Genomic DNA, 14,471 nt, shown 5'->3' on the forward strand with positions numbered 1-14,471 from the left:
CCGGCGTTACAGGAACGATATAGGTTATGGGTTTACTCGGATACTTCGACACATCTTCCTGCGCATAGCCGACTGTGCAAATCACAGCGACCACTGCCAGACCCATGAGAAATCCTGCGACGGACGCTTTCATGTCTCCTCCTTTTTCCGTTACTGAGAGGGCTCTGATGGCACTTGGAATGAGTACGAACGATTATATTTTTTGATCAGCGGCGTTGTCAAGGAATTTGCATCCTTTATAGGCTGCCGACAGCGGATACCAGTGCGCCAGGCCGCTCGAGCTTTCGCATGACTGTAAAAAAGAAGGCATACGCCCGCGCAATGCCTGTAAAAATGTGACACGCAAAATTTTGTGCCAGGTAATAAACTAATAATTATGAGCAGTTGAAGAAAACTGTAAATGCACAAAATACTTACAGTTCTGTAAGATCGCTCTCTGCTTGAGTTTTTGTATTAAAGTGTAAATATTGTTATCGATAACCTGGCTTTCACGAGAGTCCCTGTGACACGTAACATATGGCTATCATTTGGTACTTGCCTTATGGCATTATTAATGCTAGGATCAGAGTAGGGACCAAGAGAGGGGCCCGGCCATGAAAAGGTTAGCCTTGCTGATGGCCATGATCGTCGAAGCCGCATTGCTTCTGTGCCTCAGTGCGCTTCCAGTCGTTGCTTCTGACACCCACCTTCAGATTCAGAATCAGGCAGTAACCCGGAGTAGGCCAGGCATCAAGGAGCAGTGCGTTTACTTTGATCCCGGAAGCGTTCAGCTGGCCTACTTCATTGACAGACGTTCCGTAGACCTCGTTGCAGCGCCTTTGAGAACCCTCTCGACCTTTGACAGCAGAGACGAGGCGGTTCGGTCTATGGGTATTATCAAGCAGTTCGGGATAAACGAGCTATGCGTTGCGGCCAACGCCAAATTATCCTACATGCTCGTCTCAGGCAAGGCGGCAAGAGGCAAGGTGCCGGGCGGGGAGCATGTCACCTTTGATCCGTATCTGCTGAGGGTCGAAAAGTTGGGCGGTGAATGGAGGGTGGCAAAGGGGAAGAACGCACTCCTCAGCTTTGGATCTGACGAGGGAGCCGCAAGAGAAGCGCTCAGAGTGATTGTCTACTACGGGTTCAATGCGAAGTGTTCTGTAGGCAGCGATAAGGGCAAGGGCTTTGTCTTCCTTTACGCAGTGCCGCAGCCAGAGCGGCTGCAGAAAAAACCCTACCTTGAGGCCAAAGCCACGCCAAAGCCCTGAAGAACGCCGCTATTTCTGGAAATTGCCCTCGAACCGCTCGAAATAGCCGATCAATTCACCCGCATCATTCCTGACAGGTGTGACGTAGAGTCTTTCATTCTTGTCAGTGACCGTTAGAAAGACTTCTCGCCCGTGGTTCTTGAATCTCTCAACTATCTTTACTATCCGTTCTCTGCTTGTCTCATTGTGGCACTCGAAAACTGATGTGCCTATGAGGTTGCGGTAGCCCCGCTCCTCGTAATAATGAAACTTTGCCCTCTTGTTCATGAACCTGATCGTGTGGCTGGTATCAACAAAAACTACAGGGAAGGGCAGGGCATCGAGTATTGACCTTAACGTGGCTTCGTCCATCCCGGGCATCCTCCTCGTGATTGTTCGTGCGCTGCGGTCAGTGCAGGCGAAGATGGTAACACAAAGCCTCGAGCTAGCTCAAGATAGACCATCCAGGCGATGTGCAGACATTTTCCTGCCTTTGTTGAATGATGATATAATGACCCCCGCGAAGTGCAGAAAACAACGACCCGGGAGGTGCTCTATGATAGAGATCCTGCGCGAAAGGCGAAGCATCAGGAAATACAAGGCCACGGCCATCGACACTCAGACGGTTGATGTGATAAAGGAGGCCCTCCTCCGCTCTCCGTCTTCCCGCGGTATTAATCCTTGGACATTCATATTTGTGGACCAGAAGGATCTGCTCCAGAAGCTTTCAAAAACCAAAGAGCATGGATCCGAATTTGTCAAAGATGCTGCTCTGGGGATCGTTATCTGCGGAGACGAGACAAAGTCGGACGTGTGGATCGAGGATTGCTCAATCGCGTCAATCCTGGCACAGCTTGCAGGGCAGTCAGTCGGGCTCGGGAGTTGCTGGTGCCAGATCAGGAACAGGACGCATTCTCGTGAGAAGAGCGCCGAATCGTATGTCCAGGAGCTCCTTCACCTTCCGGCACATCTCAAGGTATTATCCATTATCGCCCTGGGCGTCCCGGCCGAGTCCAGGACGCCGATTGCCAGGGAGCAGCTGGACTATACGAAGATACGGTACAATACCTACGATCGGTGAAGCGTCTTCCACCCGATTATTTTACGCCGGGGACAGCGCTCGGCTCGATGCCGTAGAGGTCCTTGAAGCTCGGCACCTTCACGTCCTTGGGTATGGGCTCTTTGTAGCCAAATTTTGCTACGTAGCCATCCATTTCTGCTTTTGCATCCTGCAGGAGCTTTGGATCCGACATAAGCTCAAGCCCTGAAACCGCCATGTACTTGCTCACCTGAAGGCCTGCTTTCAGCGCAGGATCAGTGCTGGTCGTGCATACCGCCTGCCACGAATGGGCCGGCGTGCCCTTTGCGTACGTCGCCACGGCAAAGGTCATAGAAGGGAATCTCCACGTGTAATTCAAGTCGGCAGATGCTTTTCCGAATTCGACATCGGGGAAGGTCTTGCTGAAATCGGGCGTAGTGATTTTTGTGGTAAAAGCTTCTCCATCCGCCTTTCTCCCGAGACTTTCGATCACGGCTTCCCCAAACTTTTGGTCTTCCGCAGTGAAGGGTGGAGCGCCGACAGCCTTGACCGCCTGATCCCCCATCTGCGCGAGTGCCCTGTTGGTGAGCCGCTCATACACGGCGGTCAAGATCTGGTACTCCATTTTGGTCTGTGTCATTAACGCAGCGCCTTTTGCGATATCGATGAGCCAGGCTCTCATCTCGTCCACTTGAGCTCTCCTCGGCGCGCGATAGAAGTACCAGACTTCAGCAACATTGGGGACCACGTTCGGAGCCTCGCCTCCCTTGGTGATCACGTAATGTATTCTTGCTTCCTGGGGTACATGCTCCCTCATGAAGTTTGCTCCTGCATCCATGAGCTCGACGGCGTCGAGTGCGCTTCTTCCGGCTTCCGGAGCGGCTCCGGCATGGGACGCCTTACCGTAAAAGCGAAACTTAATATTGTCGAGAGCCAGCAATGAGCTGTAGCCTACGCCGTTTAGGTCCTGAGGGTGCCAGTCAATCATCGCATCAACACCATCAAAGACCCCATCCCTGTTCATGTACACTTTGCCGACGAGGGTCTCTTCAGCGGGCGTACCGAAAAATTTAATCGTTCCTTTGATTCCATATTTTTCCATTGCTTTTGCCATGGCTATTGCTGCGGTGGCGCTCGATGTGCCGAAAAGATTGTGGCCGCAGCCGTGTCCCGATGCGCCGGCGACAATTGGTTTGCGCGTGGTAACGCCGGCCTCCTGGGAGAGGTTGGGAAGAGCGTCGAATTCACCGAGTATGCCGATCACAGGTCTTCCCGAACCCCAGATGGCTACAAAGGCTGTCGCCATGCCGGCAACGCCCTTTTCTATTTTGAAGCTATTAGCCGCAAGATACTCTTGAAGTTTGCCCGACGACTTGAATTCTACAAGACTCAGTTCCGGGTTTTGCCAGATGTATTTCGCTGTCTCCTGATATGTTGCTTTGTTCTGGTCGATCCATGAGATCGCGTCTTTCATAGCCGGTGTCAATTCCAGCCCGTTTGCATGATACAAAGGGGTGATACATAGACAGACAAGCAGGGCCGAGGCGAAGAGAAAATTTCTGTTCACGAACATGTGTGACCTCCTTTGTCGCGGTTATGATAATGGTGGATCACGAAATTGGTCGTCTGATATCGACTTCTAACATCCAAGAAACGCAGTTGTCAATATTTGATTTAGGTGGGATACGCTTGACCGAATGGAATCCTTTCTATAGACTCAGAACACCTGTAGGAAGGAACTTAGCTATAAAACCGAAGACCGGGTACTGCATAAACTGCGACAACAAGCACGGATGCAAATCAAGAACACCTCCCTGCATAGACGAAATGGCAAAGAATGGCGTCAAGGGTATGGGCGGTAAACACTACTTCATCGAACAGAAGAAGACGCACAACTGTCCTGATTGCCCATTTTTCCGTTCATGTTGGAATGAGGAGGAGTTTGATCGGTCGGCGAAGTGATTCCGATGTTGCGCGTCGAATGCCCGGCTATTCTCTTTCCGGGTACACGCATCGCGTTGACAAGGGAATGATGCTGGTTTAGTATGGAGTCGGTCGATAGTTATGAAGGAGGCACAGCGGATCACGGATGAAGTTTTTTGCCGGGAGGGGACGTAAGCGGGGTGCTCACATGTTGAAGAATATGGATCCGACAGGAACCGCAAGCTGGAGAAAACTTCATGAGCACTACGACCGCGTGCGCAATCTCCACATGAAGGATCTCTTTGCCGCAGATCCGAAACGCTTCGAGAAGTTTTCGCTCAGGTTCAACGACATGCTTGTCGATTATTCCAAGAACAGGATAACCGGCGAGACAATGGAACTTCTCTTTCAGCTGGCTCGAGAAATCGATCTTGGCGAAGCCATCGAAAAGATGTTTGCCGGCGACAGAATAAATGAGACTGAAAATCGGGCTGTCCTGCACACTGCGCTCAGGAACAGAGGGGGTGCGCCGGTCCTGGTCGATGGATCGGATGTCATGCCGGAAGTGAAAATGGTTCTCGAAAAGATGAAGGTCTTTTCCGAGCGCGTCCGTGCCGGCGAGTGGAACGGCTTTACAGGCAAAGACATGAGAGACATTGTCAATATCGGCATCGGCGGATCAGACCTGGGTCCGGTTATGGTGACCGAGTGCCTGAGGCCGTATGCTGCCGATAGCCTGGCAGTGCACTTCGTGTCGAACGTGGATGGCACACAGATCGTTGAGACGCTGAAGAAACTGAATCCGGAAACAACGCTTTTCATGATCGCCTCAAAGACATTTACCACGCAGGAAACCATGCTCAACGCGTTGACAGCGAGGGAGTGGTTTCTCAGTTACGCCAAGAAGCGAGAGCATGTGGCCAGGCACTTCGTAGCGATATCAACGAACACAAAGGAAGTGGGAGCCTTCGGTATCGATAAAGAGAACATGTTTGTTTTCTGGGACTGGGTAGGAGGACGCTATTCCCTCTGGTCAGCTATCGGGCTGTCCATCGCCTGTTTTATCGGCTACGAGAATTTTCTTGAACTGCTCCAGGGTGCATTTGAAATGGATTCACATTTCCGATCTGCGCCTGTCGAGAAGAACATTCCTGTTGTTCTGGCGCTGATTGGTATCTGGTATCGCAATTTTTTCGGAAGTGAAACCGAGGTGATCCTTCCCTACGATCAGTACATGCACCGGTTCCCTGCCTACTTTCAGCAAGGGAACATGGAGAGCAACGGTAAATCGGTCGACAGGAGCGGTCAGCACGTGACGTATCAGACGGGGCCGATCATCTGGGGAGAACCGGGCACCAACGGACAGCACGCCTTCTATCAACTGCTTCATCAGGGTACGCCATTGGTACCGGCCGATTTTCTGGCTCCTGCCATCAGTCATAACCCGATAGGTGAACATCACCTTGTCCTGCTTGCAAACTTCATGGCTCAGACCGAAGCGTTGCTGCGAGGAAAAACCCGTGAAGAGGTTCACGCTGAACTTAAGAAGGAAGGGCGCACCGAGGAAGAAATAAGACGGTTGCTGCCTTACAGGGTTTTTGAAGGAAACAAACCTACGAATTCAATCCTTTTCAGACAACTGACGCCGCGCACATTGGGTAGCCTGATCGCCATGTATGAGCACAAGATTTTCGTACAGGGCGTCATCTGGAATATCTTCAGCTTTGACCAATGGGGCGTGGAACTCGGCAAGCAGCTCGCGCGCAGCATAGAACCTGAACTGCGGGATAGTCGTCCGGTCTCTACGCATGACGGCTCGACGAACGGACTCATCAATTTCTTTAAGGAGCTGAGAGAAGAGGCAGGGCGGTCATAGCATGGCACGATCTCGTTACGGTGGGTTGACACAACTGGGCAGGAAGGCGAAGCTCCCGAAAGGCCCGGCAGAAGCAAAACTGGAAAGGGTACGCAATCCTCACCCTGATACAACCTATCTGATCAGGTTTGCCGCCCCTGAATTCACGTCTCTCTGCCCGGTCACCGGTCAGCCCGATTCTGCGCACCTGGTGATCGATTATGTGCCTGCTCAATGGATCGTGGAAAGTAAGTCGCTGAAACTTTTTCTCGCGAGCTTCCGCAATTACGGGGCCTTTCAGGAGGACTGCACCATTAAGGTTGCAAAATCTCTGGTGGAGTTGCTGAAGCCTGACTGGCTCAGGATAGGCGGCTACTGGTACCCGCGTGGCGGTATGCCCATAGACGTCTTCTGGCAGACAGGGGAGCCGCCTCAAGGGCTCTGGGTTCCTGACCAGGGCGTTGCGCCTTACAGGGGCCGTTGAGGAAATAAAGGCCTTACCGCGCGTAGGTATGAGTCATCTCGCGTAATCGGGTCGCGATGTCATGAGTGAGATGATCGGATGCGGAGCGCCAGAGCCAGTTCCCCTTCTTGGTAGATGGCGTGTTCATGCGTGCTTCTGCGCCGAGATTCAGCACATCCTGCAGGGGCAGGATCACTGTGTTGGCGGCAGATCTCATCAGCAGTTGTATGAGTTCCCAGGAAGCTTCTTCTTCAGAAATCTCCCGCCCCAGGTAACGGAAAAGGCGTTGTTTGTCGTCGAGTGACGCTTCACCTTGAAACCAGCCTCTTGTCGTGTTGTTATCGTGGGTTCCCGTGTAAGCCACACAGTTTTTCGGTAAATTGTGCGGTATATACGGATTGTGCGGCATGTCCTGGCCGAAGGCGAAAAGCAGAATCTTCATGCCTGGAAATTCGAAATGGTTCATGACTTCGCGCACGTCCGGTGTGATCACACCCAGGTCTTCTGCGATGATGGGAAGGTAAGGAAACTTTCTGGAAAGTTGCGTAAAGAAATCCATGGCCGGTGCTTCCGCCCATCTTCCGTTGACGGCTGTCTCTTCAGTAGCGGGTACTTCCCAGTAACCGACGAAACCTCTGAAGTGGTCGACTCTCACAAAGTCAGCGGTCTTCAGGCTCGCAGCAATACGTCGTCCCCACCACCAATAACCAGAGTCTTTTAGCGCCTGCCAGTCATAAATGGGGTTGCCCCAGCGCTGCCCTGTTTTGCTGAAATAATCGGGAGGCACACCTGCCACGACCCAGGGCTCTTTCTTCTCATCAAGCTTGAACAAGTGCGGATAGACCCACACATCCGCACTGTCACCGTTTACGTAGATGGGAATATCGCCGATGATCTGTACACCCTTTTCATTGCAATATTTTTTGAGCTCCAACCACTGTTTGAAGAAAAGGTACTGCAGAAACTTTTCCATTTCTATTTGTCCGGACAGCGTGTGCTGAATGTCCCGTAGAGCATCATGTTGCCGGTCGCGCAGCCCCTCTGGCCAGTGGCTCCAGGCGCGCCCTGTAAAATGGTTTCGGATGGCCGTGAAGAGAGCGAACCCTTCCAGCCACCACGCTTCCTCGGTACAGAACCGCGTCCACGCTGCATCGGGCGTGGCCGTCTTGAACCGCTCGTATGCGCGCTGCCACAGGCTCCCTTTATAGTCGTGGACAGCTGCGTAGTCTACACGATCCTCGGGAAAGTGCGGAGCCGATTGAAGGTCGGCCGCCTCCAGGAGTCCTTCATGCACCAGAAGTTCGGGGCTGATGAGAAGCGTGTTGCCAGCAAAGGCAGAGGTACCGGCATAGGGTGAATTCAAATGGACGGGCATGGTCGGCACCAGAGGAAGAACCTGCCAATAACTTTGTCCTGATTCAACCAGAAAATCGACAAACCGGTAAGCTGATGGACCCAAATCTCCCACGCCCAAAGGGGAGGGGAGCGATGTGATATGCAGAAGAATACCGCTTCCTCTTCTCTTCATCCGGTTGCCTCCGTCAGGCTGATCTACCAAGAGTATGCAACATGCAAGCCTTGGTATAATAACACAGGGTATGAGTCTTGTCGAAAAGGCTGCTTTGGAGAACTGTCCTCTTCCGAAGACGGAATCCTGCCCGGCGGGACAGGTCTTCGAGTCGGAACGTGCATGGCACTGTGATAGGAAATATTTTTCGTCGGGGGCATTCTTGACACTGGCCCTTAGCAGGCAAGGCTTGCAGCCTGTTCGCTTCCCCTCTTTCTTTCCGCGCAGTTTCCACCGGCGGCTGTGTCGGTTCGGCTGGGCATGCGAATTGCAATCTCGTCCTGTATGCGTCAGACAAGAAGCAGGACAGCAAGAACTATTGAGAACCGGAAGCAACTCAACACCACCGTGTTACAGCTTTGCCATTTGCTGGGACTAAGCTGCGCCCGCTACCGGAAGTTCAAGAGCCTTCAGGCGCCTGAACTTATCCTGAAGGTTGAGACGCTGCTGATGAAGAAGTATATGTCCCGGTTGGCGGAAGCTGAGTCACGCTGTGTGAACTGAGAAAAAACCTTCCGTTCTTTGCTGTGGGGCGTTGTGCCGGGGGAACTGTAATCCCGTAACCTTCCACGTACAACAGCGCTACGTCAAAGGCCTTGACAAGGCACATGTCTCCCCTTAGAATCAGGCGTCACCCTGAAAAATACCTTTCAGTATAATGGTGCCAAGACATATGAAGTGCTCGGCAAATTTCTTCCTGGTGTGCCTTGCTTTTCTTGTTCTTGTCATTACCCTGTCTCCATATTCATCTGCAGGTGACCTTAAAGGACTGGTAACAGAGACTGTTCTGTCGAACGGGCTCAAGGTATTGCTGCTGGAAAATCACAAGGCTCCGGTCATTACCTTTCAAGTCTGGTATCGTGTAGGATCCAGAAATGAGGAGTACGGCAAGACAGGTATTTCTCACCTGCTCGAACACATGATGTTCAGGGGCACGGAAAGAGTAGGGCCGGGAGAACTGGCCCGCATCATTCAGGAGAACGGAGGGCAGCACAATGCGTTTACCTCTGCCGACTCCACGACTTATTTCCAGAATCTTAAATCTGACCGGATCGGTGTATCACTGGAACTGGAGTCTGACCGGATGCAGAATCTCGTCCTGCAGGAGGAAGGTTTTCGGACAGAGCGATCGGTAGTGATGGAGGAGCGGCGGCTCAGGACTGATGACAATCCCAAAGCGGTCGCGTGGGAGCAGTTGTGGGCTGCGGGCTTTCAATCGCAGCCGTATCACTGGCCGGTGATAGGGTGGATGGAAGATATTGCTCGACTGAGACTCGAGGATGTCAAAGCGTACTACAAACGCTTCTATAATCCTGTCAACGCGGTGCTTGTGGTTGTCGGCGATTTTGACAAGAAGACTCTTCTTGAGAAGATCGAGCGCTCCTTTGGAGCCATACGAAGGGGGGTATTGCCTGGGCAGAGGGTTTCGATTGATGAGCCGCACAACGGACAGCGGAGAATTACCGTAAAAAGAGAGGCACGCCTCGCTTCAGTGGTAATGGGATTCCACGTGCCCAATCTGCGGGGACTGTCGGACAAGGGCGCGTCCGAGATTCAGGATGTCCAGGAGAGCCGGGACAGTTACGCTCTCGAGGTCGTGGAGGCTTTGCTTGGATGGGGTGAAAGTTCGAGACTCCAGTCCAGCCTAGTCCGGGGGAAGAAACTTGCACTTGCCGTTGGGGTATCTCACCCTTTGCTTTCAAAGGACCCGTCTCTCTTTACCATAAGCGCTGACGTTCTTCCCGACAAAAGCGTGACGGATATTGAGAGGGCCACGGATGAGGAGATAGAGCGTCTGCAACGTGAGCCCGTGAGTGAACGGGAATTGCAGAAAGCAAAAAACCAATTGGAGGCAAGCTTCATCTTTCAGCAGGACTCCATCTTCTCTCAGGCGTCACAGCTTGCCCGTTACGAGATGGTATCAAGCTGGAGGAACATTGATGCCTATCTCCCGTCCATTCGCGCCATTTCCGCAGAGGATATTCAACGGGTAGTGAAGCGCTATCTCACACCCGACAACAGGACAACAGTAATTCTAAGGCCGGTTTCGCCCTCGAAGACCGCCACAAGTCCTTCATCGGCGAGCACCGAGGAGCAAGTCAGATAGCAAGGAGTTTCTTCTATGCTGGAGGCTCACCTGTGATACTGCGTAAGCGCTTTGTTTTCACATTGGGAGTCGTTGTGTGGATAGCGCTTTCCTTCGGCTCGCTCCACGCGATGCCGCCCGTACAGAGAAGTGTGCTGCCGAATGGTCTTATCGTGATAAACGCCGAAGAAAAGACGCTCCCCTTCGTGACGTTCAAACTGCTCATCCATGCAGGGGCAAGAAGAGACCCAAACGGGCAGGGAGGGTTGGCAAGCCTTACCGCAAGAGCCCTGCTCTTCGGCACAGCGAAACAGACCATGGCTGGCATCAATGAACAGCTCGATTTCATGGGTGCTTCTCTCTCTTCTGACACTGGGAGGGATTACGCGGTGATCTCCTTCCGTGTGCTCAAGAAAGACCTTGACGCCGGATTGAAACTTTTCATGGAGGTACTGAGTCAGCCTGCCTTCCCCGAGCAGGAGGTCGCGAACGAAAAAGCACGAACCCTTGCGGCCATCAGGGCTTCAGAGGACCGGCCAGGGGAAGTCGCTGACAAGGCCTTCTTGAACGCTCTTTATGGCCCGGGGCCTTACGGACAGCCCGTGATCGGGACCAGAGAATCAGTAGAACATATAACGACCGAGAGTCTGCGCCGCTTTCACCATTCGTGTTACGGCCCCGGCAGTAGTGTCATGGTTATTGTGGGAGATGTGAGCGAGAGAGACTTGAAGGATACGGTGCTGACGCAACTCTCCGCATGGAACCAGGCCGCTACGCCTGCACCCTCTTTAGAGATAAAGGCTGAGAGAGGCTCAAAGAGAGTGAACATTGACCGGCCCCTCACACAAGCCAACGTCGTTATCGGCCATGAAGGCATCAGAAGAGACAATCCTGATTTTTATGCAGTCAGCGTCATGAATTATATCCTTGGCGGTGGCGGGCTCAGCTCGCGTCTCATGCACGACATACGGGAAGAAAGAGGTCTTGCTTACTCGGTTTCCAGCAGCTACGATGCAGGCAAGTATCAGGGGTCTTTCCGCATCGTTCTTCAGACGAAGACCACCTCGGCTTCCGAGGCTATTTACCTCGCGCTGGCCGAAATGTCAAAGATGCGCAGCGCCCCGGTTTCAGAAAAGGAATTGGAGGGCGCAAAAAAATATCTTATCGGGAGCTTTCCCTTACGACTCATCACTCAGGAAGGTATAGCCGGTCTCTTACTGCAGGTCGAGTATTTCGGCCTCGGGTTTGATTATGTCGATCGATACCCTGGACTCATTCAGGCGGTGACGATCGAGGATGTACTCAGAGTTGCAAAGCTGTATCTGCACCCCGATGATTATATTCTCGTAGAGGTGGCAAACCTCAAAGAGACAGGGGCGGAAAGCCAGACCCGATAGGGTTGCAAGCTATGAGTTGTCAAACCCGCTTGCGGGTGTCCGGGGGCTACTGCGAAAAAGGAAATGAGAACGTAAAAAGTCGGCGACAGGTAAAGGAGGCATCCACATGAAAGTCAGGATCGATGCAGAAGCTTGTGTGGGCGACGGCGCTTGTGTTGATGTGTGTCCCGATATTTTCGAAATGGTGGATGACATTGCTCGCGTGAAAATGAGCACTGTGCCGCAGGAACTGCAGGCAGCATGCAAGGAGGCTGCGGACGAGTGCGTGGTCGAGGCCATTATTATCGAAGAGTGAAATTGACGGGCTGAGGGTTCCAGCTCAGATCCGTCTGCCTTTGCACCCGTGACACGTTTAGACCGCTCGGCATCAGGCCAGGCTCTGTAGAAGGTCGAGACTCTTTTCCACGTCTTCAGCCTCGATGATCTCCAGAATAACCTGAAGGTTCTTTTTTCTTATCAGCAGTTCTTTGAGAGCCTTCAATTCTCTGCAGTCTTCAGTCAACCCCCAGTGGTCCCTGATACCCCCGCGAACTCCGTTGACCCTGTGCATGTGCACAAAGTCGACCTTCTCAACAAGATCAGGCTCCAGAGTTTTGACAAATCGGATGGAATCTATCCCGGCGACCTCCAGGTGACCTATGTCCAGGGTGATCGATGTGGCGTACTCCCTCCAGAAGAGTTTGATGTCCTTGTTTGCGCCTGAGTTTTCTATCGAGACGACACAGAAGCGAGAGAGTTCGCCGAGACCTTCACGATAGGCGTCGGCTTCTTCATCAACGAGCCTCTTTTTCCCCCGCGTCGACTCGTCGTGAACGATAAGCGCCAGGTCCGCGTTCCTGGCCATCAAGCGCAGGTCGTCCATCATGATTTTTCTGCGCTCCGGCCGTATTTCCGCAAGAAAATATTCTACCGGGTGGATCACATATCTTTTGTGTGAAGTGCGGCAGGCATCGACCGTCTTGAGCATGGTATCAAGGGCGTTCGGCCACCGATGAAAAACAGAGACCTGGAGGAAGTCGGCGGCAAATAGATCTATTTCACCCGGTTGAGTCACCCTGTAGGCGCATTTCAGAGGGTGGTTGCTTGTTGTGTCGGGAGACCCGGCCGCCAGGTCATTCAAGATAAGACGCCCACTGGTTCGCTGTCTCGAGGATGTAGTTTTTGGCCACATTTGGAACGATGCGGTTATGACCCGGGAGCAGAATCTTGACCTCGATGCCCGCGAGATTCATCAGTGACTGCTTCAGCTGAGACGCGTCCGCCCCGTGGAGATCAAAGCGGCCTATCGCATAATCAGCGTAGATGACATCTCCCGGTATTAAAATCCCCTGGGCCTTGTGGTAGAGCGCTATGCCGCCCATCGAATGGCCGGGAATATGGAGGACTTCCCATTTCATGTCCCCGATCTCCAACGCTTCTCCGCCTTGCAGCTTCCGGTGTACCTTGAATGTGAAGGCGCCGTCTTTGAGCCTGTACTGCGCCTGGCACATTTGCTTGAACATTTGCATGCCGTAGACGCCTCTGTCATCGCCCTGTTCCAGCGGGTCCGCTTCGAATGCGTGTACCCAAAGCTCTGCTGAAGGAAGCTCCTTCATGATTTCGCCCAGGCAGCCGATATGGTCAAGGTGCGTGTGCGTCATAATGATCCTTCGTATCGCAGAGAGCTTGAGACCGGCCTTTGTGAGGGATTGGAGCTTGTACGCTCCCTTTCCGGCGAGCCCGGCGTCAACAACTGTGAGATCTTCTGATGAGGGCATACCGATGACATACATGTGCGAATCGGGTATCATCTCGTCCTGCCCCTGGATGAAATAGACGCCCTTTGTGACTTCAGTCATTGAGGTGCTCCTTGGATGTATAAAGATCACGCCGGAATGCAGCGCGCTGGTCCCACGCATACATTAAACCATTGGCCCCTTCTTTGCAAGCGACTCTGAAGCGGATTCGCGAGTCTGTTCGCTGCACGCTTTCCGCTTTACAGGACCGAAAATAGTGACTATGCTAAAACAAGCATTTACACTAGGCGGGCAGGGGAGGTCGCAATGGCTGTCTTGAACACGGTCTTCTTGGGTATTTCGACGGTGGCACTTGTTATTCTCATGGTAGTGGTGGTGGCTACCCTACTTGAGATACTCAAAGTGATTCGCGCTCTGCGGCCACTCACTGAGGCCGCGGCAAAATCATTCCCCGAAGCCATCACAGAGGCAAACCTCGCGCTGAAGAGTCTGAGAGAAGTGACAGAAGAGGCCATAGCCATAATGAGCGATGTAAAGGAGGTGTCCGGTGCTGCCAGAGCAGTCGGTGACAATGTGAGGCGGGTAAGCGACAGTGCCCGACGCCTGGGCACAGACATAGAAGGCATAAGCTCAGCCGTTTCAGGCAGAGTCTCAGGCATCAGGGCGGGAGTGAGGGTGGCACTTTCGGTCATTGAAAAAGGCTTACGAAAAAAATGATGTGTGCGCGGGTTGCGTTATATAGTTGCTTAAAAGGAGGTAGAGGATGAGAGAAGAGTCTGGAGTTGGCGCGGGCGCAATATTGCTTTCGTTTCTTCTGGGAGGAATTACGGGTGCGGCTGTTGCTTTTCTGCTGGCGCCCAAAGCAGGGAGCGAGACAAGAAGACAGATCAGAGAATTTGCCGATGACGTGAAAGAAAAGGCGGAAGGCTATTTCGAGCAGGCCAAGGAGACGGCTTCTTCAACGGTCGAGAAGGGACGCGGCTTTGTTGAGAAGAACAGGTCCCTGCTTACCAGCGCCATCGATGGCGGCATAGAAAAGGGCAAAGACTTCATAGAAAAAAAGAAGACCCTGCTGACAAGTGCTGTAGAAGCTGGAGTTGAGGCTTATCAGAAGGAAAAGGCGAAAGTATCGGAAAGCGACTGAAGGCAAGCACGGCAGCAAACCGAAGCCATTTA

General features: G+C 52.7%; 14 protein-coding genes. 9 read left to right on the top strand and 5 right to left on the bottom strand.

From position 1 onward, the window contains the following. Positions 1-593: 593 nt before the first annotated feature. On the top strand, positions 594-1,250 hold the full coding sequence (locus VMT71_05605; GenBank protein HVN23426.1) for a hypothetical protein: 657 nt from the start codon (positions 594-596) through the stop codon (positions 1,248-1,250). Positions 1,251-1,259: 9 nt separating this feature from the next. Here the strand turns inward: VMT71_05605 and VMT71_05610 are convergent, their stop codons facing one another. Next, a complete protein-coding gene (locus tag VMT71_05610) occupies positions 1,260-1,601 on the bottom strand; it encodes a PAS domain-containing protein (protein ID HVN23427.1) in 342 nt (113 codons plus the stop codon). A 184-nt stretch (positions 1,602-1,785) separates the two neighbouring features. Between VMT71_05610 and VMT71_05615 the strand changes: the two genes are divergently transcribed. Further along, entirely contained in the window at positions 1,786-2,310 is a 525-nt protein-coding gene (locus VMT71_05615) for a nitroreductase family protein (GenBank protein ID HVN23428.1), read from the top strand. 16 nt (positions 2,311-2,326) lie between these two features. Here VMT71_05615 and VMT71_05620 read toward each other — a convergent pair whose 3' ends face one another. Further along, a complete protein-coding gene (locus tag VMT71_05620; protein ID HVN23429.1) occupies positions 2,327-3,841 on the bottom strand; it encodes an amidohydrolase in 1,515 nt (504 codons plus the stop codon). Positions 3,842-4,399: 558 nt separating this feature from the next. Between VMT71_05620 and pgi the strand changes: the two genes are divergently transcribed. After that, complete coding sequence (pgi, locus tag VMT71_05625) at positions 4,400-6,067, top strand: glucose-6-phosphate isomerase (GenBank protein HVN23430.1); 1,668 nt, start codon at positions 4,400-4,402, stop codon at positions 6,065-6,067. A gap of 1 nt (position 6,068) precedes the next feature. Then, on the top strand, positions 6,069-6,530 hold the full coding sequence (gene queF, locus VMT71_05630) for a preQ(1) synthase (GenBank protein ID HVN23431.1): 462 nt from the start codon (positions 6,069-6,071) through the stop codon (positions 6,528-6,530). Positions 6,531-6,543: 13 nt separating this feature from the next. Here the strand turns inward: queF and malQ are convergent, their stop codons facing one another. After that, positions 6,544-8,037 (bottom strand): 4-alpha-glucanotransferase, encoded by a 1,494-nt coding sequence (gene malQ, locus VMT71_05635; protein HVN23432.1) that lies wholly within the window; start codon positions 8,035-8,037, stop codon positions 6,544-6,546. A 712-nt stretch (positions 8,038-8,749) separates the two neighbouring features. Here malQ and VMT71_05640 point away from each other — a divergent pair. From VMT71_05640 to VMT71_05650, 3 genes are all read left to right on the top strand, one after another. Then, positions 8,750-10,183, top strand: coding sequence for a pitrilysin family protein (locus VMT71_05640; GenBank protein HVN23433.1), 1,434 nt, complete (start codon positions 8,750-8,752; stop codon positions 10,181-10,183). Positions 10,184-10,215: 32 nt separating this feature from the next. Then, positions 10,216-11,559, top strand: coding sequence for a pitrilysin family protein (locus VMT71_05645; protein HVN23434.1), 1,344 nt, complete (start codon positions 10,216-10,218; stop codon positions 11,557-11,559). Between the two features lie 106 nt (positions 11,560-11,665). Continuing rightward, positions 11,666-11,854 carry a ferredoxin gene (locus VMT71_05650; GenBank protein ID HVN23435.1) on the top strand — a complete coding sequence of 63 codons (189 nt, stop codon included), beginning with the start codon at positions 11,666-11,668 and terminating at the stop codon, positions 11,852-11,854. A gap of 72 nt (positions 11,855-11,926) precedes the next feature. On the opposite strand, the gene VMT71_05655 is transcribed toward VMT71_05650, so the two are convergent. Further along, a complete protein-coding gene (locus VMT71_05655) occupies positions 11,927-12,679 on the bottom strand; it encodes a hypothetical protein (GenBank protein ID HVN23436.1) in 753 nt (250 codons plus the stop codon). Then, positions 12,672-13,397, bottom strand: coding sequence for an MBL fold metallo-hydrolase (locus VMT71_05660; protein HVN23437.1), 726 nt, complete (start codon positions 13,395-13,397; stop codon positions 12,672-12,674). Before VMT71_05660 ends, VMT71_05655 begins: the two co-directional genes overlap by 8 nt. A gap of 204 nt (positions 13,398-13,601) precedes the next feature. Here VMT71_05660 and VMT71_05665 point away from each other — a divergent pair, with 204 nt between their 5' ends. Both VMT71_05665 and VMT71_05670 read left to right on the top strand, forming a co-directional pair. Beyond that, complete coding sequence (locus VMT71_05665) at positions 13,602-14,012, top strand: hypothetical protein (protein HVN23438.1); 411 nt, start codon at positions 13,602-13,604, stop codon at positions 14,010-14,012. A 46-nt stretch (positions 14,013-14,058) separates the two neighbouring features. Continuing rightward, positions 14,059-14,439 carry a YtxH domain-containing protein gene (locus VMT71_05670; protein ID HVN23439.1) on the top strand — a complete coding sequence of 127 codons (381 nt, stop codon included), beginning with the start codon at positions 14,059-14,061 and terminating at the stop codon, positions 14,437-14,439. Positions 14,440-14,471 lie beyond the last annotated feature (32 nt).

It is taken from the genome of Syntrophorhabdales bacterium (assembly GCA_035541455.1).
In the GTDB taxonomy this organism is placed as follows: Bacteria; Desulfobacterota; Syntrophorhabdia; order Syntrophorhabdales; family WCHB1-27; genus JADGQN01.

Bases quoted from the DNA above. Each gene is read 5' to 3' on its own strand.
- VMT71_05605 (HVN23426.1), top strand. From the start codon at position 594: ATGAAAAGGTTAGCCTTGCTGATGGCCATGATCGTCGAAGCCGCATTG.
- VMT71_05610 (HVN23427.1), bottom strand. From the start codon at position 1,601: ATGGACGAAGCCACGTTAAGGTCAATACTCGATGCCCTGCCCTTCCCT.
- VMT71_05615 (HVN23428.1), top strand. From the start codon at position 1,786: ATGATAGAGATCCTGCGCGAAAGGCGAAGCATCAGGAAATACAAGGCC.
- VMT71_05620 (HVN23429.1), bottom strand. From the start codon at position 3,841: ATGTTCGTGAACAGAAATTTTCTCTTCGCCTCGGCCCTGCTTGTCTGT.
- pgi (HVN23430.1), top strand. From the start codon at position 4,400: ATGTTGAAGAATATGGATCCGACAGGAACCGCAAGCTGGAGAAAACTT.
- queF (HVN23431.1), top strand. From the start codon at position 6,069: ATGGCACGATCTCGTTACGGTGGGTTGACACAACTGGGCAGGAAGGCG.
- malQ (HVN23432.1), bottom strand. From the start codon at position 8,037: ATGAAGAGAAGAGGAAGCGGTATTCTTCTGCATATCACATCGCTCCCC.
- VMT71_05640 (HVN23433.1), top strand. From the start codon at position 8,750: ATGAAGTGCTCGGCAAATTTCTTCCTGGTGTGCCTTGCTTTTCTTGTT.
- VMT71_05650 (HVN23435.1), top strand. From the start codon at position 11,666: ATGAAAGTCAGGATCGATGCAGAAGCTTGTGTGGGCGACGGCGCTTGT.
- VMT71_05660 (HVN23437.1), bottom strand. From the start codon at position 13,397: ATGACTGAAGTCACAAAGGGCGTCTATTTCATCCAGGGGCAGGACGAG.
- VMT71_05665 (HVN23438.1), top strand. From the start codon at position 13,602: ATGGCTGTCTTGAACACGGTCTTCTTGGGTATTTCGACGGTGGCACTT.
- VMT71_05670 (HVN23439.1), top strand. From the start codon at position 14,059: ATGAGAGAAGAGTCTGGAGTTGGCGCGGGCGCAATATTGCTTTCGTTT.